Annotated in this window: 18 protein-coding genes; 5 read left to right on the forward strand and 13 right to left on the reverse strand. The window is 71.6% G+C overall.

Annotation, left to right across the window (positions count from 1 at the left end; all coding sequences use genetic code 11):
* The first annotated feature begins 222 nt into the window (after positions 1–222).
* Positions 223–867, forward strand: coding sequence for an SDR family NAD(P)-dependent oxidoreductase (locus ABD944_RS13665; protein ID WP_345175965.1), 645 nt, complete (start codon positions 223–225; stop codon positions 865–867).
* A gap of 4 nt (positions 868–871) precedes the next feature.
* Here ABD944_RS13665 and ABD944_RS13670 read toward each other — a convergent pair whose 3' ends face one another.
* Positions 872–1,183: an ArsR/SmtB family transcription factor gene (locus ABD944_RS13670; protein WP_345175967.1), complete on the reverse strand. Its 312-nt coding sequence runs from the start codon at positions 1,181–1,183 to the stop codon at positions 872–874.
* Between the two features lie 260 nt (positions 1,184–1,443).
* Here ABD944_RS13670 and ABD944_RS13675 point away from each other — a divergent pair, with 260 nt between their 5' ends.
* On the forward strand, positions 1,444–3,069 hold the full coding sequence (locus ABD944_RS13675) for an AMP-binding protein (protein WP_345175969.1): 1,626 nt from the start codon (positions 1,444–1,446) through the stop codon (positions 3,067–3,069).
* Between the two features lie 99 nt (positions 3,070–3,168).
* Here the strand turns inward: ABD944_RS13675 and ABD944_RS13680 are convergent, their stop codons facing one another.
* Genes ABD944_RS13680 through ABD944_RS13715 form a run of 8 tightly spaced genes read right to left on the reverse strand, consistent with a single transcriptional unit; the run spans position 3,169 to position 12,177 of the window.
* A complete protein-coding gene (locus tag ABD944_RS13680) occupies positions 3,169–3,915 on the reverse strand; it encodes an ATP-binding cassette domain-containing protein (RefSeq protein ID WP_179848675.1) in 747 nt (248 codons plus the stop codon).
* Positions 3,912–4,946: an ABC transporter permease gene (locus ABD944_RS13685; protein ID WP_345175971.1), complete on the reverse strand. Its 1,035-nt coding sequence runs from the start codon at positions 4,944–4,946 to the stop codon at positions 3,912–3,914. Before ABD944_RS13685 ends, ABD944_RS13680 begins: the two co-directional genes overlap by 4 nt.
* A gap of 15 nt (positions 4,947–4,961) precedes the next feature.
* Positions 4,962–6,095, reverse strand: a complete 1,134-nt coding sequence (locus ABD944_RS13690; protein ID WP_345175973.1) for a sugar ABC transporter substrate-binding protein — start codon at positions 6,093–6,095, stop codon at positions 4,962–4,964.
* 1 nt (position 6,096) lies between these two features.
* Positions 6,097–7,257: an aldose epimerase family protein gene (locus ABD944_RS13695; RefSeq protein WP_345175975.1), complete on the reverse strand. Its 1,161-nt coding sequence runs from the start codon at positions 7,255–7,257 to the stop codon at positions 6,097–6,099.
* A 45-nt stretch (positions 7,258–7,302) separates the two neighbouring features.
* Positions 7,303–8,796, reverse strand: a complete 1,494-nt coding sequence (gene araA, locus ABD944_RS13700) for an L-arabinose isomerase (RefSeq protein ID WP_345175977.1) — start codon at positions 8,794–8,796, stop codon at positions 7,303–7,305.
* A gap of 23 nt (positions 8,797–8,819) precedes the next feature.
* Positions 8,820–9,494, reverse strand: a complete 675-nt coding sequence (locus ABD944_RS13705; protein WP_345175979.1) for an L-ribulose-5-phosphate 4-epimerase — start codon at positions 9,492–9,494, stop codon at positions 8,820–8,822.
* Complete coding sequence (locus ABD944_RS13710) at positions 9,494–11,149, reverse strand: ribulokinase (protein ID WP_378188698.1); 1,656 nt, start codon at positions 11,147–11,149, stop codon at positions 9,494–9,496. The genes ABD944_RS13705 and ABD944_RS13710 overlap by 1 nt, the downstream gene beginning before the upstream one ends.
* 38 nt (positions 11,150–11,187) lie before the next feature.
* The gene (locus ABD944_RS13715) at positions 11,188–12,177 is read right to left on the reverse strand and encodes a LacI family DNA-binding transcriptional regulator (protein ID WP_378188713.1); all 990 of its coding nucleotides are present in this window, start codon (positions 12,175–12,177) and stop codon (positions 11,188–11,190) included.
* Between the two features lie 318 nt (positions 12,178–12,495).
* Between ABD944_RS13715 and fdhA the strand changes: the two genes are divergently transcribed.
* The gene (gene fdhA / locus ABD944_RS13720) at positions 12,496–13,710 is read left to right on the forward strand and encodes a formaldehyde dehydrogenase, glutathione-independent (protein ID WP_345175982.1); all 1,215 of its coding nucleotides are present in this window, start codon (positions 12,496–12,498) and stop codon (positions 13,708–13,710) included.
* Positions 13,711–13,887: 177 nt separating this feature from the next.
* On the opposite strand, the gene ABD944_RS13725 is transcribed toward fdhA, so the two are convergent.
* The 4 genes from ABD944_RS13725 to ABD944_RS13740 form a co-directional block, all read right to left on the reverse strand.
* Positions 13,888–14,697: a tRNA(His) guanylyltransferase Thg1 family protein gene (locus tag ABD944_RS13725; RefSeq protein ID WP_345175985.1), complete on the reverse strand. Its 810-nt coding sequence runs from the start codon at positions 14,695–14,697 to the stop codon at positions 13,888–13,890.
* A 406-nt stretch (positions 14,698–15,103) separates the two neighbouring features.
* The gene (locus ABD944_RS13730) at positions 15,104–15,721 is read right to left on the reverse strand and encodes a TetR/AcrR family transcriptional regulator (protein WP_345175987.1); all 618 of its coding nucleotides are present in this window, start codon (positions 15,719–15,721) and stop codon (positions 15,104–15,106) included.
* A 106-nt stretch (positions 15,722–15,827) separates the two neighbouring features.
* Complete coding sequence (locus tag ABD944_RS13735; protein ID WP_345175988.1) at positions 15,828–17,057, reverse strand: acyl-CoA dehydrogenase family protein; 1,230 nt, start codon at positions 17,055–17,057, stop codon at positions 15,828–15,830.
* Between the two features lie 121 nt (positions 17,058–17,178).
* Complete coding sequence (locus ABD944_RS13740) at positions 17,179–18,615, reverse strand: helix-turn-helix domain-containing protein (RefSeq protein WP_345175990.1); 1,437 nt, start codon at positions 18,613–18,615, stop codon at positions 17,179–17,181.
* Positions 18,616–18,765: 150 nt separating this feature from the next.
* Between ABD944_RS13740 and aceA the strand changes: the two genes are divergently transcribed.
* Positions 18,766–20,049, forward strand: a complete 1,284-nt coding sequence (aceA, locus tag ABD944_RS13745; protein ID WP_345175993.1) for an isocitrate lyase — start codon at positions 18,766–18,768, stop codon at positions 20,047–20,049.
* A 240-nt stretch (positions 20,050–20,289) separates the two neighbouring features.
* The gene (locus tag ABD944_RS13750) at positions 20,290–21,807 is read left to right on the forward strand and encodes a M1 family metallopeptidase (protein WP_345175995.1); all 1,518 of its coding nucleotides are present in this window, start codon (positions 20,290–20,292) and stop codon (positions 21,805–21,807) included.
* Positions 21,808–21,896: the final 89 nt, after the last annotated feature.

A 21,896-nucleotide genomic window follows, 5' to 3' on the forward strand; every position in this document is an offset into this window, starting at 1 on the left:
CCCTGTCGGAGAAGATCCTCTACAACGAGCTCAAGCCCGGCCAGATCGTCATCGTCGGCACCGAGGGCTTCGACCCCGACAACACCGACACCGCCGAGAACGCCAAGTTCACCTTCAAGGGCGTGCCCAAGTCCACGTCAGTGCCCGACGCGCCGTCCCCGGGCACGGTCGCGCGTTAGCCGCACGGTGCAGGCACGGGAAGCAGACCCGCGGCGCGCGCTCGTGATCGGAGGGCTGGGCGCGATCGGCGGCGCCGTGGCCCGGCGGTTGGGGGGCGCCGGGTGGGAGTGCCTGGTGGCGTCGCGGTCGCCGCGGGCCGACATCGGCCTCGACATCGAAGACGAGGCCTCGGTCGTCGCGGCGGCGGCGGCGTGCCCGCCGCTGGACGCGCTCGTCGTCGCCACGAACCTGGAGCCGAGCGCCTCGCTCGCCGAGCTGACCGGGCGGCACGCGACGGCGATGTTCGCCACGCATGTCACCGGTCCGCTCCTGTTCATCAGGAGCGCGCGTCATCTGCTGGCGAAGGGGTCGAGCATCGTCTTCCTCTCGTCCCCGGCCGCCTACCGCGGAAGCTACGACCCGTGTTACGCGGCGGCGAAAGGGGCCACGATCGCCCTGGTCCGGACGCTGGCGAAGGAACTCGCGCCGGACGTCCGGGTCAACGCCCTGTCCCCCAGCATCGTCGAGGACTCCCCCGTGGCCCGACGCATGACACCCGACTTCCGGGCCCGCCATCGCGAGGCCTCCCTGCTGGAGCGGACCCTGTCGATGGACGAGTGCGCGGACGCCGTCGTCTTCCTGGTCTCCCATCCGCACGTGACGGGGGCGACCCTGCATCTGAACGGCGGCGAGTTCCTCGGGGCCTGACGGGCTACTTGTCCTCGAACTCGGCTTCCAGCGCGTCCAGATGCTGGGTCCAGAACCCGCGGAAGCGCTCCAGCCACGTGTCGATCTCCCGCAGGGTCGCGGAGTCGACGGCGTAGAGGCGGTGGGCGCCCCGCGCCCGGACCGTCGCGAGCCCGCTCTCCCGCAGCACGCGCAGGTGCTGGGACACCCCCGGCTGCGAGATCCCGAACTCGGCCTGGATGACCGCGGCGATGGCGCCGGAGGTCTGCTCGCCGTCGGCGAGCAGCTCCAGGATCCGGCGCCTCACCGGGTCTCCCAGGACATCGAACACGTGCATCACGCTATTATTTCGACGCGACTTATATAAGTCAATGGCTAAACAATGCGGCGGGTCCCGGCACCGGGCCGGAGCCGAGGCCGGTTGCGGCCAGGGCCGCCGGCGCGGGACGCCGCGGCCGGGGCACCGGTCCACTACCACGGCACGCCCGTCGCAGCTATATTTTTTTGTAGCGCACCCGCTGACCGCGCTCATTCCAGCGCGACGCCTCCGGCGCACCGGCCGGGGCGTTCGCCCGCCGTGGATGGAGAGGTGGCCCGATGGAGCTCAGCGCCTCCGCGCACGTCGACACGTTCTGCCGCGACAACCTGCCTCCCCGCGACGAATGGCCCGACCTCGACTTCACGATCCCGGAGGTCGCCTACCCCGACCGGCTCAACTGCGCGCACGTCCTGCTGGACGAGACGGTGAGGGCGGTGGGCGCCGACCGGCCCTGCCTGCGCACCCCCGGCGGCCTCCTGTGGACCTACGGCGACGTGCTGCGGCGGGCGAACCAGGTGGCCCGCGTGCTGGTCGACGACCTCGGGCTGGTGCCCGGCAACCGCGTGCTGCTGCGCGGGCCGAACAACCCGTGGCTCGCCGCGGCCTGGCTCGGCGTGCTCAAGGCGGGCGGCGTGGTGATCACGACCATGCCGATGCTGCGCGCGCGGGAGCTGACGACCATCGCCGAGCTGGCCGGGCCGAGCCTGGCGCTGTGCGACCACCGCTTCCTGGACGACCTGGCCGCGGCGCGGACTCCCGGGATGCGGACCGTGCCCTACGGCTCGGACGACGCCGGCGACCTGGTGTCCCGGGCGGCGACCAAGGACGGCGTCTTCGAGGACGTCGACACCGCGGCCGACGACGTCGCGCTGCTGGCGTTCACCTCGGGCACCACCGGACGCCCCAAGGCCACGATGCACTTCCACCGCGACGTGCTGGCGATCGCCGACACCTTCTCCCGGCACCTCCTCAAGCCCGTTCCGGACGACGTCTTCGCCGCGTCGCCGCCGCTGGGGTTCACCTACGGGCTGGGCGGGCTGCTGGTGTTCCCGCTCCGGGCGGGCGCCTCGGCCCTGCTGGTCGAGAAGGCGGCCCCGGCCGAGCTCGCCGAGATCACGGCCGGGCACGGCGTGACGGTGCTGTTCACCGCGCCGACGACCTACCGCGCCATCCTGGCCGCCGGGCTGGCCGGGCGGCTGGCCGGGGTGCGGCGCTGCGTCTCGGCGGGCGAGCACCTCCCGGCGGCGGTGTGGAGGGCGTTCCACGAGGAGACGGGCGTGCGGATCATCGACGGGATCGGCTCGACGGAGATGCTGCACATCTTCGTCGCGGCCGCCGACGACGACATCAGGCCCGGCGCGACGGGCGTCCCGGTCCCCGGCTACCGGGCGGCCGTGGTCGACGCCGCCGGCCGGCCGGTGCCGGACGGGACCCCCGGGCAGCTCGCGGTGCGCGGCCCGACCGGCTGCCGCTACCTCGCCGACACCCGGCAGAAGGCCTACGTCCAGGACGGGTGGAACATCACCGGCGACACCTACGTCCGCGACGCCGACGGCTACTTCTGGTACCAGGCCCGCAGCGACGACATGATCATCTCGTCCGGCTACAACATCGCCGGACCCGAGGTCGAGCAGGCGCTGATCGAGCATCCGGACGTGCTCGAATGCGGAGTGGTCGGCGCCCCCGATCCCGACCGCGGCGCCGTGGTGACGGCGTTCGTGGTGCTGCGCGACGGGGTCGAGGGGGACGCGGACAAGGCCGCCGAGCTGCAGGACTTCACCAAGCGGACGATCGCCCCGTACAAGTACCCGAGGTCGGTCCGGTTCGTCGGCGAACTCCCCCGCACCACCACCGGCAAGCTCCAGCGCTTCCCCCTGCGGGAGATCGTCGGAGGCGCCCGATAGGGCCGGAGCGGCGGCGCCGGTGCCCGCATCCGGCGGGCGCGGTCGCGGCGGCGGGTCACGCCTCCGGGCCGGGCTCGGCGCGCCCGGCCCGGAGGGCGTCTACAGGCCCCGGCCGCGCCGGTAGTCGGCGACGACCAGGTCGGTCAGCTCCTGCAGGGACGTCTCGGACGTCGGCCTGTCGAAGGAGATCCGGCCGTGCTGCAGCAGGTTGACCCGGTCGCACACGTCGAGGACCTGCGCGTAGTTGTGCGCGATGATGATGATCGACACCTCGCCGCGCTCCTTGAGGTCGCGGACGAGGTCGAGGATCATCGTGCCCTCCTTGGCGCCCATCGCGGCCAGCGGCTCGTCGAGCAGCAGGATGCGGGCGTCGGAGTAGACCGAGCGGGCGACCGCGATCGCCTGCCGCTGGCCGCCGGACAGCTTGGCGACCTCGACGTCCACCGACGGGATCCGCACCCCCATGTCGGCCAGCTGGCGGGCGGCCCGCCGGCGCATCGCGCGGTTGCTGAGCAGCGGCCAGCGCACCAGCTCCCGGTTGAGGAACATGTTGTGGTAGACGCTGAGCTCGTTGACCAGAGCGAGGTCCTGGTAGACGGTGTCGACGCCGAGAGAGCGGGCGTGGTCCACCGAGCGCGGGCTCACCTCCGTCCCGTCGATGAGGATGCGTCCGGAGTCCGGCCGCTGGAAACCGCTGATGATCTTGATGAGGGTGGACTTCCCGGCGCCGTTGTCGCCGATGAGGCCGAGCACCTCGCCCTTGCCGAGGCGCAGCGTGACGTCGGCGAGGGCCTCCACGCCGCCGAAGCGCTTGCTGATGCCCTCCACCCGCAGAGCGTCGCTCATGAGCGCCCCGCCCTTCGCAACCGGGCCAGGTGGACGTTCAGCACCATCGAGATGATGATCGCCGACCCGAGGATGATGTTGAACGGGTTGGCGCTGATCCCGATGAGGTTGAAGCCGTTCTGCATCTCGGCCAGCACCAGCGCGCCGAGCAGCGCGCCGACCACGGTCCCCGAGCCGCCGGCCAGGGCGGTGCCGCCGATGACCGCCGCCGAGACCGCGATGAACATCGCGTTCGACCCGCCCGAGCTCGGATCGATGGAGCCGACCCGGAAGGCCTCCAGGATGCCGGCGAACGCGCCGAGCGCCCCGGTGAGCATGAAGTTGCCGATCTTGATACGGCCGGTGCGGATGCCCGCCTCCGCGGCGCCGAGCGGGTTGCCGCCGGTCGCGACCGTGTGCAGTCCCCACCGGGTGCGGGTGAGCACCAGGTGGAAGAAGACCACGATCACCAGGCACCAGGTCAGCTCCGCCCAGGGGGCGCGCCCGAACCAGCCCGCCAGGCCGTCGGCCGCTTCGGGGATCTGCGCCGGGTAGGCGTGGGAGGTGGTGAGCATGATGCCCTGCACCAGGAACATCGAGCCGAGGGTGGCGACGAACGACGGCACCCTCAGCACAACTGTCACCAGCCCGTTGCCGAGCCCGATGAGCGCCCCGGCGAGGACCGCGAGCACGATCGCGATGATCGGGTAGACGCCGGAGAAGTCGACCATGTAGTGCATGAGGAAGGGCGCCAGCGCGAAGACCATGCCGACCGACAGATCGATCTCGCCGCTGACGAGCAGGAACACCTCGCCGACCGCGATGATGGCGTAGGGCGCGGTGCCCTGGGAGACGTTGACCAGGTTGTCGTGGCTCAGGAAGACCGACTTGGCGGTCTGGAAGTAGATCAGCAGTCCGAGCGCCACCAGGAGGATGGTCGCCTCCCGGCGGCGCAGGAACGCGTCGGTGGCGAGGCCGGGCAGCCCCCGGGCACGCCGCCGCGGTGGCGTGCCCGGGGCCGCTGCCTGGTCCCGTACGGTGCTCTCGCTCACTCCGTCCTCCTCGTGTCAGACGTGAGCGATGGCGCCGGACCGCGGCACCAGCTGCTGGGCCGGGCTGGACCCCTCGTACCGTGTCTTGGTCGACAGGTACGGGCCGACGGTCTGCTTGTTGACGAAGGTCAGGCCGGTGTTGGTCATCGGGGGGAAGACCAGCCCGCCGGACAGCTTGTAGAACCAGAGGGCCATCACCGGCAGGAATCCCTGCAGGTACGGCTGCTGGTCGATGGTGAAGTCCAGGTCCCCGGACTTGACGGCGGCCAGCGTGCCCGGGGTGAGGTCGAACCCGCCCGCGACCACGCCCTTGCCCTTGAGGCCGTACTTCTGCATGACCTTGCCGATGGCCTCGGTCGAGCCGGCGTCCACCGCGAACATGCCCTTGATGTCCTTGTGGCCCTGGGCGTAGGCGTCGACGGTCGACAGTTCCTTGGGCACCTCGGCGCCGGTGGCCACCGAGGTGAACTTGATCGGCTTGCCGGACGCCTTGATGGCGTCCTGGGCGCCGTCGATGCGCGGCTGGATGTTGAGCGAGCCCGGGGTGGCGATGAAGCCGACCGCGTCTCCCCCGGACATCAGCCCCGCGATCTTGGCGCCGAGCTGGTAGCCGGAGGTGTACAGGTCCTGGCCGATGTAGGAGAGCCGGCTGCTGCCGGGGTCGTCCTTGGCGCCGTCGGCGTTGTAGGACACCACCGGGATCCCGGCCTTCAGCGCGTTGTCCACCGGCTGCCGGAAGGCGGCCTTGTCCACCACGGCGACCGCGAGCCCGTCGGCCTTGCCGGAGATGGCCGCGTTGGTGGCGCTGACCATCTCCGGCACCGCCGAGTTCTGCGAGCCCGTCCATTGGAACGAGCAGCCCAGCAGGGCGCAGGCGTCCTGCGCGCCGTACTGCGTCGGCGTGAAGAACGGGTTCGTGGTGACGTGGTTGACGAACACGAACTTCCAGTTCGGCGTCTTCGGGAAGTGCCCGGGCCCGCCCGCTGCCGAGGACGAGCTCTTGTTGTCCGAGGAGCAGGCGGCCAGCAGCGCCGAAGCGGCCGCCGTCGCGCTGACCAGGCCGGCGCCGCTGAGCAGCCGGCGCCGGGTGGGCTCGCTCAGGCCGAGAGTGTCGACGGCCTCCTCGACCGCCGGATCGATGCGCTCCATGTCAGGCTCCGAACTGGTAGACGGTCGTGGAGTGGTAGGTCTGGCCGGGGTCGAGCTCCGTCGAGGGGAAGCCCGCCTGGTTCGGCGAGTCGGGGAAGTGCTGGGTCTCCAGCGCGAACCCGTCGCCCTGCCGGTAGACGCGGCCGCCGGTGCCGACCAGCGTGCCGTCGAGGAAGTTGCCCGAGTAGAACTGGAGCCCGGGCTGGTCGGTGGAGATGGCCAGGGTGCGGCCGCTGGCGGGATCCTGGACGCGCGCCGCGACCTTCCAGCCGGAGCCGTCGAGGGCGAAGTTGTGGTCGTAGCCCTGGCCGTGGAGGAGCTGGTCGAAGCCGGTCCGGATGCGGGCGCCGATCGCGGTGGGCCGGGTGAAGTCCAGCGGGGTGCCGTGCACCGGGGCGATCCGGCCGGTCGGGATGAGCTCCGCCGAGCCGACGGGGGTGTACCGGGAACCGTTGATCTGGAGCCGGTGGTCGTAGACCGTGCCGCTGCCCTCTCCCGACAGGTTGAAGTAGGAGTGGTTGGTGAGGTTGACGACGGTCGGCTTGTCGGTGGTGGCGCGGTAGTCGAACCGGATGGCGTTGTGCCGCGTGACGGAGATGGTGACGTCGGTCTTGAGGGTGCCGGGGAATCCCTGGTCGCCGTCAGGGCTGGTGTGGGACAGCCGGAGCGCGACGCCGCCGCCGGTCGTGACCGGGATCGCGGACCAGACGCGCTGGTCGAAGCCGGTCGTGCCGCCGTGCAGCGTGTTCCCGTTGTTGTTGGTGGTCAGCTGGTACGCGTGCCCGTCGAGCGTGAACCGGCCCTTGGCGATGCGGTTGCCGTACCGGCCGATGAGCGCCCCGAAGTAGGTGCTGTTCTTGGTGAGGTAGTCGGAGAGGGTCGGGAAGCCCAGGGTGACGTTGGCGAGCCTGCCGTGCCGGTCGGGCGTCTCGATGGTCTGGATGATGCCGCCGTAGGTGATCACCCGGATGCGCATCGAGCCGTTGGTCAGGGTGTAGCGCCAGACCTTGGTGCCGTCGGGCATCGTGCCGAACAGGTCCTTGCCGATCCCGGGCTTGAGGTGGCGGCCGGACGCCGTGGACGAGGGGGCGAATCCGCCGATCGCGGCGCCGGCGAGCACGGCCAGCGCGACCAGCCTTACCGCGAAGCGTGATCTGGTCATGGGACGGGTTTCCTCACAGATCTCGGGGGTGGGGGGTCCTGGCGGCTAGAAGCCTTGCGCCAGGCGGTGGTACGCCTGGTTCCAGCGCATCTCGCGGCGGAACCGGGCGACGTCGGTCTCGCCGTCGATGACGAGCAGTTCCACGCCCGTCATCTCGGCGAGGTCGGTCAGGATCTCGATGGTGACCGCCTGGGACAGCACCGTGTGGTGCGGTCCCCCGGCCGACAGCCACGCCTCGGTCGAGGTGCGGAAGTCCGGGCGGGGCGCCCACACGGCCCGGGCCACCGGCAGCCGGGGCAGCGGCTCGGGGGGGGTCACCAGGTCGATCTCGTTGGCGACCAGCCGGAACCGGTCGCCGAGGTCGGCCAGCCCGACGACGAGGCCCGGTCCCGGCGCCGCGTCGAACACGAGCCGGACCGGGTCCTGCCGTCCCCCGATGGACAGCGGGTGCACCTCGCAGGCGGGCACGCCGGCGGCGATGGAGGGGCAGACCTCCAGCATGTGGGCGCCCAGGACGAGCTCCCTGCCCGGCACGAGGTGGTAGGTGTAGTCCTCCATGAAGGAGGTGCCGCCGGGCAGTCCCGCGGCGGCGCTCTTGAGGGCCCGCAGCAGCAGGGCCGTCTTCCAGTCCCCCTCGGCGCCGAAGCCGTGGCCGTCGGCCATCAGGCGCTGCACGGCGATGCCCGGCAGCTGCGTCAGCCCGCCGAGGTCCTCGAAGTTGGTGGTGAACGCCTGGTAGGACCCGGCGGTGAGGAAGTCGCGCAGCCCGAGCTCGATGCGCGCGGCGTCGCGCAGCGCCGGGTGCCGTTCGCCGCCGGACCGCAGTTCCGGGACGACGGCGTACGCCTGCTCGTACTCCTCGGCGAGCTCGCCGACCCGGTGGTCCGGCACCGCGTCGACGGCCGCGACGAGGTCGTTCACGCCGAAGGCGCTGACCGAGGCGCCGAACCGGATCTGCGCCTCGACCTTGTCGCCCTCGGTGACGGCGACGTCCCGCATGTTGTCGCCGAAGCGGGCGAGCCGCAGCGTCCGCAGGTCGGCGCAGCCCCGGGCGGCCCGGACCCACGAGGCGATCCGCGCGCGCACCGCGGGGTCGGTGGTGTGCCCGGCCACCGTGGTGCGCGCCGTGCCGAGCCGGGTCTGGACGTGGGCGTGCTCCCGGTCGCCGTGCGCGGCCTGGTTGAGGTTCATGAAGTCCATGTCGATGCTCGCCCACGGCAGCGCCACGTTCGCCTGGGTGTGCAGGTGCAGCAGCGGCTTGAGCAGGGCGTTCAACCCGGCGATCCACATCTTGGCGGGCGAGAACGTGTGCATCCAGGTGATGACCCCGACGCAGTCGTCGTCCGCGCTCGCCTGGAGCATCGTCCGCCGGATGGCCTCCGCGCCGGTGAGCACCGGGCGCCACCGCACCGCCGCCGGGATGCCCGGATCCTCGTCCAGGGCCCGGGCGATCCGCTGCGACTGCTCGGCGACCTGGCGGAGCGTGTCCTCGCCGTACAAGGACTGGCTTCCGGTGAGGAACCAGATGGTCGGTGCCATCGCTGGGCTGCTCCCTTCGCGGGTCAAGGACGCTGTCCGTAGACGTTCTGGTAGCGGTGGTGCAGGCGGTCGATGTCCTCGGGCCGCAGCGGGACGGGGTCGCCGAGCTGGCGGGCGAGGTGCACCGCGCGCGCCGCGTCCTCGCACATCACCGCGGCCTTGACCGCGGCCCGCGCGTCCGCGCCGATGGTGAAGACGCCGTGGTTGCGCATGATCACCGCTGGGGAGCGGTGGCCCCGGAGCGTGCCGACGACGCCGCGCCCGATCGAGTCGTCGCCGATGGGCGCGAAGGGGCCGAGGGGGATCTCCGCGCCGAACTCGTCGGCCATGGCCGTGAGGACGCAGGGCACCGGCTCCCCGCGCGCGGCCCAGGCGCAGGCGTACGCGGAGTGCGTGTGCACCACCCCGCCGACCTCGGGCATGTGCCGGTAGACGTAGGCGTGCGCGGCGGTGTCGCTCGAAGGCCGCAGGTCGCCCTCGACGACCCCGCCTTCGAGGTCGCAGACCACCATCGCCTCCGGGGACAGGTCGTCGTACGAGACGCCGCTGGGTTTGATCACCATCAGGTCGCGGCCGGGCACCCGGGCGGAGACGTTGCCGGCCGTCCACACGACCAGTCCGTACCTGACGAGTTCGGCGTGCAGGTCGCTGACGGTCCGCCGCAGCGCGCGGACCGCCTCGTCGTGCGTGCCGGGCATCACAGGTCCCCTTCCGAGCCGAGCGCGTCGTTGCGCAGCCGGCGCAGCCGGTGCAGGATCTCGCTGCTCCCGCCGCCCCGGGCCGCGAAGTGGTCGTGCAGTTCGCGGTACTCCGCGTAGAGGAGGTCGTAGGCGCGGGACCGGACCGGATCCGGCGCGTAGGCCGCGGTGACCACCCGGCCCATCGCCGCCGAGGCCTCGGGCACGTCCCGGTAGGCGCCCGCCGCGACCGCGGCGTGGATGGCGGCGCCGAGCGCCGGCGCCTGGTCGGAGGCCGCGATGGAGACCGGCCGGCGCAGGACGTCGGCGTAGGTCTGCATCAGCGCCGCGTTGCGTTTCAGCCCGCCGGCGACGACGAACTCCTCGACCGGGACCCCGGCCGCCTCGAAGGCCTCGACGATGACCCGGGTGCCGTAGGCCGTCGCCTCCATGAGCGCGCGGTAGACCTCCTCCGGCCGGGTGGCCAGGGTCATTCCCGCGATCACGCCCGACAGGTGGTGGTCGACCAGGACCGAGCGGTTGCCGCCCATCCAGTCCAGGGCCACCAGCCCGTGCGAGCCGACGGGCGCGTCCGCGGACGCCGCCGCCAGTTCGGCGTGGTCCCGCCCGGTCATGCGGGTCCACCAGGCGAAGACGTCGCCGACCGCGCTCTGCCCGGCCTCGTAGCCGTAGGCCCCGGCGGTGATGCCGCCGTCCACGACGCCGCAGATCCCCGGCACCTCGGCGAGGACCGCGCTGTTGACCACGTGGCAGGTCGACGTCCCCATGATCGCCAGCAGCCTGCCGTCGCCGACCGCGCGGGCGGCCGGCGCGGTCACATGGGCGTCGACGTTCCCGGCGGCCACCGCGACGCCCTCCGGCAGGCCGGTCAGGCGGGCCGCCTCGGCGGTCAGCGTCCCCACCCGCGACCCCAGCGGGGAGAGCGGATGGGCCAGCCGCGTGGCCGCGAAGTCGGCGAAGCCGGGGTGCAGCGCGGCCAGGTAGCCGGCGGAAGGGTAGCCGCCGTCCTGGTAGAGGCCCTTGTAGCCGGCAGTGCAGGCGTTGCGCGTCTCGCGGCCGGCCAGCTGCCAGACGATCCAGTCCGCAGCCTCGATCCAGCGCTCCGTACGCTGGTAGGTGTCCGGGTCCTCCTCCAGGACCTGCAGCGCCTTGGCGAACTGCCACTCCGAGGAAACCCGCCCTCCGTACCGCGCGATCCACTTCTCCCCGCGCTCGTGCGCCAGCGCGGTGATGCGGTCGGCCTGCGGCTGCGCCGCATGGTGCTTCCACAGCTTCGGCCAGGCGTGCGGCCGGGCGGACGTCTCCGGGAGCTCGCACAGCGGGGTGCCGTCCGACCGGACGGGAAGCACCGTGCAGGACGTGAAGTCGGTGCCGATCCCGATGATGCGCGCCGGGTCCACCCCGGCCTCGGCGACGGCCGCGGGGACGGCGGTGCTCAGCACCGCCCGCCAGTCCGCGGGATTCTGCAGCGCCCAGTCGGGCGGGAGCGGCTCCCCCGTGCCGGGCAGGGCACTCTCGATCACCGCGTCGGCGTAGTCGTGGACGGCGCCGCCGAGCTCGGCGCCGTCGGCGACCCGGACGACGACCGCCCGGCCGGACAGCGTGCCGAAGTCGACGCCGACGACGCAGGCGGCCTGCTCGTTGTTAGCGCTCACAATTTCCTCATCGCTGGAGTACGGGGGCATCGGTCGGGTCAGGGGCGCGGGGCCGGCCGGGCGCTGGACCTCACCACCAGCTCCGGCGGGATCAGCACATTCCCCGGCGGCCCCGGGGAGCCGCCCAGGCGCTGCACCAGCAGCTCCAGCGAACGGCGGCCGAGCTCGCCGAAGTCCTGGCGCACCGTGGACAGCGGCGGGATGAAGTAGGCGGCCTCCGGGATGTCGTCGAAGCCGACCACGCCGACGTCCTCGGGAACCCGGCGGCCGGCCTCGTGCAAGGCGCGCAGGACGCCCAGGGCCATGTGGTCGTTGGCGCAGAACACGGCCGTGACCGCGGGGTCCTCCGCGAGCCGCCGGCCGGCCTCGTAGCCCGACCGGGCGCTCCAGTCACCGGTCAGCGTCTCCGGCACCGCCGCTCCGGCCTCGGTCAGGGTCGCGCGCCAGCCGTCGGCCCGGCCTACCGCGTCGAGCCAGGTCGCGGGGCCCGCGACGTGGTGGACGGTGCGGTGCCCGAGATCGAGCAGGTGGCGGGTGGCCGCCACGGCGCCGGCGCGCTGGTCGATGGCCGCCATCGGAACCCCCGCGGTCGGCCCGCACCCGGCCCCCACCAGCGGCACGAGCCGGCCGGCCTGCGCCAGCACATCGTTGGTCGAGATGTGCGGGGCGATCACCACGACGCCTTCGACGGCCTGCTCCGCCAGCCGTCCGACCGCGTCCAGCAGGGCGCGCTGCGTGATCGCCCGCAGGCTGACGATGCTGACGAAGAAGTCGGCGTTCCGGGCGGCCTGCTCGATGCCGTGCAGCATCGAGGCCGGGCCGTAGAGCGTGGACTCGAAGCTGACCACGCCGAGCGTCCTGGAGCGCCGGGTCACCAGGGTCCGGGCCGCCGAGTTCGGCCGGTAGCCGAGCTCGGCGATGGCCGCCAGCACCCGGGCGCGGGTCCGCGCCGAGACGTTCGGGTGGTCGTTGACCACCCGCGACACCGTCTGGTGCGACACCCCCGCCAGCTGGGCGACGTCGGCCATGATCGGTGGATTCGACGAGCCGTGGTCCGCCACCGTCTCCTCCTCCGCCCTCGCGCCGGCGCCCGGCATCTGATGCGTAGGGCCGATTGTGAGCGTGAACATTTCGTCCGTCAAGACCCAGAACGCAAGCTTTCACCGCCAGGCCCGCGAGGTCCGGGCCCTGGCGTCCGCGCCAGAAAAACGGACTAAAAGCACGAAACCGGGTACATCTCGGACGTACCCATTGTGGACACCCGTGACGTCCGAGGACGGGGGCGACGAGCACGGGCCGCCGTTCCGGGCGCCTGCGAGCCGACCCTCCACCTGGAAGGAGAGGACGTGGCTGACACCAATCGAGGCGTCGTGTACCAGGGGCCGGGCGAGGTCACGGTCGAGGACCTGGACTTCCCCAAGCTCGAACTGGCCGAACAGGGCGGGCGCAAGCTGCAGCACGGCGTCATCCTGAAGGTCCTGGCGACCAATATCTGCGGCTCCGACCAGCACATGGTGCGCGGCCGGACGACCGCGCCCGCCGGGCTGACGCTCGGCCACGAGATCACCGGCGAGGTGATCGAGACGGGCCGGGACGTCGAGTTCATCAAGGAGGGCGACCTCGTCAGCGTCCCGTTCAACATCGCGTGCGGCCGCTGCCGCAACTGCAAGGAACGCAACACCGGCGTGTGCGAGAACGTCAACCGGGAGCGCCCGGGCGCCGCCTACGGCTACGTCGACATGGGCGGCTGGCACGGCGGCCAGGCCGCGTACGCGGTCGTCCCGTACGCGGACTTCAACCTGCTCAAGTTCCCGGCCGACCGCGACACCGTGATGGAGAAGCTGCCCGACCTGGCGATGCTGTCGGACATCTTCCCCACCGGATACCACGGCGCCTACACCGCCGGCGTCACGACCGGTTCGACCGTGTACGTGGCGGGCGCGGGACCGGTCGGCCTCGCGAGCGCCACCGCCTGCCTGCTGCTCGGCGCCGCCGTCGTCATCGTCGGCGACATGAACGCGCAGCGGCTGGAGCAGGCCCGCGGCTTCGGCTGCGAGACGATCGACCTGTCGGAGCACGGCGACGTCGGCGCGCAGATCGAGCAGATCCTCGGCGTCCCCGAGGTGGACGCCTCCGTCGACTGCGTCGGGTTCGAGGCGCGCGGCCAGGGGCACGAGGGAGCGAGGACGGAGCAGCCGGCGACCGTCCTCAACACGCTCATGGAGGTCACCCGCACCGCCGGCGGGCTCGGCATCCCCGGCCTGTACGTCACCGGGGACCCGGGCGCGTCGGACGAGAACGCGAGGGTGGGCCAGCTCGGGCTGCGGATCGGCCTCGGCTGGGCCAAGTCGCAGTACATCGTCACGGGCCAGTGCCCGGTGATGAAGTACAACCGGCAGCTGATGATGGCGATCCTTCACGACCGGGTGCAGATCGCCCAGAACGTCAACGCGTCGGTCATCCCGCTCGAGCAGGCGCCGCAGGGCTACGCCGAGTTCGACCGGGGCGCGGCGCGCAAGTACATCCTCGACCCGCACGGCCTGGTGGGGGCCGCGGCCTAGCTCCGACGGCGATGCGCGGCACCGCCGCCATGGCGGCGGTGCCGCGGATTCACCGCAGAGCGACCCGGCGCCGGGCGACGACCGACCGACGGCCGTCGCCCGGCTCCCGGAGCCTGCCGTCCGCGGCGCGCGTCGGCTGGCAGGACTTTCACCTGCCCGGCCTCCAGGAGGTGCGGGTCAGTCCTGGCGCTCCCCAGCTAGGGCGGGAAGCGGCGGGACGGTTTCAGCGAGCCAACCGCCGGCGTCGGCGGTGAAGTGCGGGGCGGCGTCGGTCTCCCACCACGACCGGATCGCCGTGGTCGTCACCTGGTCCCCGGTCCGGCGGTCGGTGTAGGTCACCGGCCGCTCCCCCGTCCGCCGCACCGTGACCCGCCCGCGCTTGCAGCCTGCCGGATAGTCGTTCCAGTTCACCCCGGCCTCGCTCCACAGCAGCTCCTGCATCTCGCCGGTGCCGATCTTGTGGAGCCGCTTGTGGGAGAAGTGCGCCTGCGCCGCCATCGAGATGCTGTTCCGGACGGCGTCGCGCTGCCGCCACAGGAAGTAGTTCGCGACGTCCACCTGGCCCGGGATCGTGAACACCCGCGCGTCGAACGTCGCCCGGGACGCCGGCGACGCACCACTCGCGGGCGCGTACGCGTCGTTGAACGCGACCGTCGCCGTCGACGCCGCGACCGAGGCCATCTTCTGGATCACCCCGCCGAACCACGGCTCCGTGCCCGTCCCGGCGAAGTCGCTCAGCAGCACCGAGCACTCGTCGGACTGGGTGAAGGCGAACACCGCACCCGACATGTCCGCGCAGAGGGCCTCGGCGGCGGTGTTCATCGCGGCCATGACGGCGTCGTCGAACGGCCGGTCCGCGTGCCGGAGGAACGAGTGGAACGACCGGCCGTCGACCCGCACGACCGTGTAGGTGCGGCGCGGCAGGATCGTGCGGGTGGCCTGCTCGTACGCCTTCATCCGGTCACCGAGCGCCGTGGTGTCACTCACCGGCCACTCCAGCGGTGAGGCGGCGGGCCGCCGGGGTCGGTGTTGGACGGCGTGGCGGTGGAGGCGCCGGAATCTTCGGCCATTCTTTGTCCTTTGGCGGCGGCAGGGTCTCATGGGGGTTACGGCTTTTTATCAGCGTTTGCGCCCAGCCCCCAGTCATTCCTCCGGGCTCGATGGCTCGTCCACCGTGCGGGTGGTCGTCGTTTCGGGGCTCGGTTTCCGTTCCGGGGCGGTCGGCGGGGCGGTAACCGTTACTCGGCGGCTCTGCCCGGCCCGCCGCAGCGGCCTGGGAAGCGGTGCGAGTCCTCGTCTGGTTCGCCGACGGCGCAGGCCTGGTCGGCTCGCCGCGCGGGGCGTTCGAGGCGTTCTGGGACCCGGCAGACCGGACGCTTCCGGAGCGGGTGGATCAGGGGTAGTTCTTGGGGCCGTACATGCGCAGGACGAGCGCATGCAGGTTGGTGCGGAACTCTTCCAGCGTCTCGGGCGAGATGGCGGACTCGTCCGGGGCGGCCCGGGCCGGTGAGTGGTCGCTGTGCAGCATCCCGCCGGTGATGAAGCCCGCGACCGACCAGATGATCGTCCAGGTGACGAAGTCGGTCTGGACGTCCTCGGGCGCCATGGGGCCGACCGCGTCGGTGACCATGGTGATGATCGGTCCGCGGTATCGGACGTCGAGTTCGGCGGTGGCCGACGCGTCGCCCATCCAGCGGTGCATCCACAGCATCGAGGTGTGCGGGTTGCTGACGTGGAAGTCCAGGTAGGCGTCCGCCAGCTCGGTCAGCCCCGCCGGCGTGCGAGGAGTCGAGGCCAGCGCGGCCTGCACCATTTGCACCTCGGCCTCATGCACTCGCAGCATCACGGTCTTGTACAGCTCGGTCTTGCCGCCCGTGAGCGCGGTGAGCGTGGCGGTGTCCACCCCGGCGGCTTCGGCCACCAGCTCGACCGGGGTCCCGTCGAAGCCAAGCTCGGCGAAGAGCCTGGTGGCGACGTCGACGATCCGCTCCACGGCGAGGTTCTCCTCCACACACCCAACGTAACCGATGAGGTGCGGGGCTGTGGAGCCGGGAAGACGGCCGGGGCGCCTGGGCGTCTTCAAGCAGGGCGGCCCGGCCGTCTGTGCAGGTCGGCTGCTACCTGACGGGGAGGCCCGTGACGGTGCGGCCGATCACCAGGCGCTGGATCTCCGAGGTGCCCTCGAAGATGGTGAAGATCTTGGAGTCGCGGTGCATGCGCTCGACCGGGTACTCGCGGGTGTAGCCGTTGCCGCCGAGGATCTGGATGGCCTCCTCGGTGACGTGGACCGACATCTCGCTGGCCATCAGCTTGGCCATCGAACCCTCGGCGTTCTCGAAGTCCTTGCCGGTGCGGGCCATCCAGGCGGCCCGCCACACCATGAGGCGGGCGGCGTCCAGGCGGCACTTCATGTCGGCCAGCTTGAAGGCGACGGCCTGGAAGTCTCCGATCTTCCTGCCGAACTGCTCGCGCTCCCGCGCGTACTCGAGGGCGTAGTCGTAGGCGGCGCGGCCGACGCCGAGGGCCATGGCCCCGACGGCCGGGCGGGTCGTCTCGAAGGTCTTCATCGCGGCCTGGCCCTTGGAGCTCTTGCCCTCGCGGCTGCGCGCGATGCGCTCGTCGAACCGGTCCTTGCCGCCGACGATCAGGTGGGAGGGGATCCGGACGTCGTCCAGGATCACCTCGGCGGTGTGGGAGGCGCGGATGCCGTGCTTCTTGAACTTCTGGCCCTGCCGCAGGCCCGGGGTGTTCGGCGGGACGATGAAGCTGGCCTGGCCGCGGCTGCCGAGGTCGGGGTGCACCGAGGCGACGATCACGTGGACGTCGGCGATGCCGCCGTTGGTCGCCCAGGTCTTGGTGCCGTTCAGCACCCACTCGTCCTTGGCCTCGTCGAACACGGCGCGGGTGCGGATCGAACCGACGTCGCTGCCCGCGTCGGGCTCGGAGGCGCAGAACGCGCCGAGCTTGATGTCGTCGGCGCTGCCGAACATCTGCGGCACCCACTCGCTGACCTGCTCCGGGGTGCCCACGGCGGCGACGGACGCGGCGGCGAGGCCGGTTCCCACGATCGACAGGGCGATGCCCGCGTCGCCCCAGAACAGCTCCTCGAACGCCACCGGGATGCCGAGCCCGGTCGGCTCCAGCCACTGGGTGGCGAAGAAGTCGAGCGAGTAGATGCCGACCTTGGACGCCTCCTGGATCAGCGGCCAGGGGGTCTCCTCGCGCTCGTCCCACTCCTCCGCGGCGGGGCGGATGACGTCCTTGGCGAACTCGTGCACCCAGTCCCTGACCTCGCGAACGTCCTCGCTGGGCTCCAGCGAGAACGGCGTCTGCTCCGCGCTCGTCATGATTAATTGACCCTCTCTCCAATATCGCGTGTTACCAACGGTAGCACCATTCGGAGTTACCACGGGTAACACGCGGGCGGACGCCGCCGTCCGCGCCGGGCCACGGGTCAGGACACGCCCGTCACTCGGCGGCGTGCCGGTCCAGGAACTCGTAGACGTCGGCCTCGTCGACACCGGGGAACGCCCCCGGCGGGAGGACCGACAGGACGTGCGAGTGGGCGCGCGCCGACGGCCAGGCCATCCCCTCCCACCGGTCCGACAGCGCCTTCGGGGGACGCTGGCAGCAGTCGCCGTCCGGGCAGGCCGACCTGACCCGCCGGGTCGTCTCCCGGCCGCGGAACCAGCGGGAGTCCTCGAACCGGACGCCCAGCGTGATCGCGAAGTCGCGCTCGTGGCTGGGGTCGATGTGCGACAGGCACCAGTACGTCCCGTTCGGAGTGTCGGTGTACTGGTAGTAGACGGAGAAGCGGTCCGCGGCGCCGAACACGTGCCGCCCGGCCCACTCCCGGCACATCCGCTGGCCCTCGATCGCGCCGTCCTCGTCCTGGGGGAAGGCCAGGCCGTCGTTGGCGTACGCCTTGTAGATCGTGCCGTTCTCGTCGTTCTTGGTGAAGTGCAGCTGGAGGTCGAGGTGGTGGGTCGCGACGTTGGTGAAGCGGTGCGCGGCCATCTCGTAGGAGACGGAGAAGACGTCCGCCAGGTCCTCCACCGACAGCTCCCGGGCGGCCTTGGCCTCCTGCAGGAACGGGACGACGCTGCGCTCGGGCATCAGGATCGCGGCGCCGAAGTAGTTGGCCTCGACGCGCTGGCGCAGGAAGTCGGCGAAGTCGCGCGGCTGGTCGTGGTCGAGGGCGATGTGCCCGAGGGTCTGCAGCAGGATCGTCCGCGGCGTGTGCATGCCGAGCTGCTCGCGCTCCAGGTAGATCCGCCGGTTGCGCAGGTCGGTGATCGACCGGACCGAGCGCGGCAGGTCCTGGACGTACTGGAGGCTGAAGCCGAAGTGCCCGACCAGCGTCATCAGCAGCCCCTGCGAGACCGCGCCGCGCCGGTACCCGACCGCGTCGAGGGTCTGGGACGCGACGTGCTCGATGTCGGCGAAGTGGTTGCCGCGCTCGTGCATCTGGCGGCGCAGCTCGGCGTTGGCCTTGCGGGCCTCCTCGGGGCTCGCGGTGGGCTTGGTGCGGCTGCGCCGGAGCTCGCCGTACAGCGCGAGGATGTGCTCGATGACCTCGTTCGGCATGCGCTTGCCGACCTTCAGGTGCGACAGGCCGAGCGTCCGGTACAGCGGGTCCCGCTGCGCCTCCTCGAGCTGGATCTCCAGCTGGGCGCGCCGGCTGGGGGGCTGGCGGCGCAGGAGCTCCTCCACCGGGCATTCCAGCGCGGCGGCGAGGGCCTGCAGCAGCGACAGCTTGGGCTCGCGCCGCCCGTTCTCCAGCAGGGAGAGCTGGGACGGGGCGCGGCCCACGCGCTCGCCGAGCTCCGACAGCGTCAGGCCGCGGGCGCGCCGCAGATGGCGGAGCCGCTGCCCGAACGTGACGAGATCAACGTCGCTCGTCAAGTTGAGAGGTTCTTCTGTCCGCAAGGTCGTCACAGCTTCATCATAGCGGAAATATCGCACTTCTTTCGTTACTCGCGAGTTCATAACGGGCTTGCACCGGGGGCATAGTCGTGAGCAAGCACCCAGGGGACGACACGGAAGGGCGAGAAGATGAGCGACAGTCGCCTCAAGGGCGCAGCCGAGGAGCTGCAGCGGCAGTGGGAGTCCGACCCGCGTTGGAAGGGCGTCGAGCGGACCTACACGGCCGAGGACGTCGTCCGGATCCGCGGATCGGTCCAGGAGGAGCACACTCTCGCGCGTCTCGGCGCCGAGCGGCTCTGGACCCTCCTGCATGAGGAGGACTACGTCCACTCCCTCGGCGCGCTGACCGGGCTGCAGGCCGTCCAGCAGGTCAAGGCCGGCCTGAAGGCCATCTACCTGTCCGGCTGGCAGGTCGCGGCGGACGCCAACCTGGCGGGCCAGACCTACCCGGACCAGAGCATCTACCCGGCGAACTCGGTTCCGGCCGTCGTGCGCCGCATCAACAACGCGCTGCTGCGCGCCGACCAGGTGCAGTGGGCCGAGGGTGAGGGCGACACGCACTTCCTCGCCCCGATCGTGGCCGACGCCGAGGCCGGCTTCGGCGGCGTGCTGAACGCCTTCGAGCTGATGAAGGGCATGATCGCCGCGGGCGCCGCGGGCGTGCACTGGGAGGACCAGCTGGCCTCCGAGAAGAAGTGCGGCCACCTCGGCGGCAAGGTCCTCATCCCGACCTCGCAGCACGTCAAGACCCTCAACACGGCCCGCCTCGCGGCGGACATCTCCAACGTGCCGTCTCTGATCATCGCGCGGACCGACGCCGAGGCCGCGACCCTGATCACGACGGACGTGGACGAGCGCGACCGCGAGTTCACCACCGGAGAGCGCACCGCCGAGGGCTTCTACCGCGTCCGCAACGGCATCGAGCCCTGCATCGCCCGCGCCAAGGCCTACGCGCCGTACTCCGACCTCATCTGGATGGAGACCGGCACCCCGGACCTGGAGCAGGCGCGCCGGTTCGCCGAGGCCGTGAAGGCCGAGTACCCGGACCAGATGCTGGCCTACAACTGCTCGCCCTCCTTCAACTGGAAGGCGCACCTGGACGACGCGACCATCGCCAAGTTCCAGCGCGAGCTCGGCCACATGGGCTTCAAGTTCCAGTTCATCACCCTGGCCGGGTTCCACGCGCTCAACTACGGCATGTTCGACCTGGCGCACGGCTACGCCCGCGAGGGCATGACCGCCTACGTCGACCTCCAGGAGCGCGAGTTCGCGGCGGCCGAGAAGGGCTTCACCGCGGTCAAGCACCAGCGCGAGGCCGGCACCGGCTACTTCGACATGGTCAGCACCGCGATCAACCCGGACTCCTCCACCACCGCGCTGAAGGGCTCGACGGAAGAGGGCCAGTTCCACTGACCCACGCCGGCCGGCGCCGCCGGCCCCGCTCTCCGGCCTGATCCCCAGGACCCCTAAGGCCCCCGCGTTCCTACACCCGCGGGGGCCTTACGGCGTCCCGGCACACCCCCGCGCCGTCCCTCTCACCACCCTCGTGCGCCCCTCACGTTCCGGCCACATTCGGCAACGGATCTCGACAAAGGCCGCCGGGCGGGCGCATCGTGAGCCCCGCTAGTCGATCTCCCTGAGAGAGGACCCCTGATGGCGCGTGACCCCCGGTTCATCCGGTCCCGGGCGATCCCCGGCCGGATGCTTCCGCTCGCCGTCGCCGCGGTGAGCGTCGTCGCGCTCGCGCCCGCCGCCTCCGCGGACGGGCAGGGCCAGTACGGGCGCTTCACCCCCGGCGCCCCCGGCGTCGGCGACTCCTACTTCCCGCTGGAGGGCAACGGCGGCTACGACGTCCGCCACTACTCGCTGGACCTGCGCTACGACCCCGACTACGACCAGCTCGACGGCACCGTGACCGTGACCGCGCGCGCCACCCAGAACCTGTCGCGGTTCGACCTCGACCTGTCCGGGATGGACGTCGACAAGGTCTGGGTCGACCACGGCCAGGCCCGCTACCAGCGGCGCGGCCAGGAGCTGGTCATCACGCCCCGGCACGGGCTGCGCAAGGGCCGGACCTTCACCGCGGTCATCAGGTACGGCGGCGTGCCGCAGACCATCGTGGGCTCGCCGATCGTCTTCGGGTCCCCCTACGGCTTCCTGCACACCCCCGACGGCGCGTTCGTCGGCGGCGAGCCGAACGGCGCCAGCACCTGGTTCCCCGTCAACGACCACCCGAGCGACAAGGCCACCTACGACTACACGATCACGGTGCCGAAGGGCCTGACGGCCGTCGCCAACGGCCGCCCGGCGGGGCACCGCTCCGCCGTCGCGGGCTTCAGCCGCCGCGCGTCCAAGACCCCCGCCGAGGTCTTCAAGTGGCGCGAGGACAGCCCGATGGCCAGCTACCTCACCACGATCGACATCGGCAGGTGGGACGTGAGGCAGGGCCGGACGCCGCGCGGCGTCCCCAACTACACGGCCGTCGACCCCGAGCTGCTCGCCGCCCAGCCGGACGCGGTGAGCTTCTTCTACGACACCACCAGCGAGGTCACCGACCTCTGGTCCAAGACGTTCGGGGAGTACGCGTTCGGCAGCACCGGCGCGATCGCCGACGACGCCCGCTTCAACGGCCAGCCGCTCGGGTTCTCCCTGGAGACGCAGAGCAAGCCCGTGTACTCGGCCGTGCGGAGCACCGGCACGATCGCGCACGAGCTGGCGCACCAGTGGTACGGCGACGCGGTCTCGCCCGCGCGGTGGAAGGACGTCTGGCTGAACGAGAGCTTCGCCACCTGGGCCGCGTGGTACTACACCGAGGTGCGCGGCGGCCGCTCCGTGCACGACGCGGCCCGCGCCACCTACGCCGCCCGCCCGTTCCCCGACGCGGCGGGACGCCCGTACTGGTCGGTGCTGACCGCCGACCCGCAGCGCGACACCATGTTCAACGACCGCGTGTACAGCGGCGGCGGCATGATGCTGCAGTTCCTCCGGGAGAAGATCGGTGACGACAGGTTCTTCACCCTGCTCCGGACGTGGTACGCGCAGCACAAGTACGGCAACGCCAGGACCGAGCAGTTCACGGCGCTGGCGCAGCGGGTCGCCGGGCAGGACCTGAGCGGGTTCTTCAAGGACTGGCTCTACTCCCCCGTCAAGCCCGAGATCCCGCAGGGCTGAGCACGTCCCGCACGTGGACCGGCCCCCGGCGCGACCCGCCGGGGGCCCGTCTATGTGCGAAAGTACGTGGTCGCGGGTGGGGCGCCCGT

It is taken from the genome of Actinomadura verrucosospora, assembly GCF_039540335.1.
In the GTDB taxonomy this organism is placed as follows: domain Bacteria; phylum Actinomycetota; class Actinomycetes; order Streptosporangiales; family Streptosporangiaceae; genus Spirillospora; species Spirillospora verrucosospora.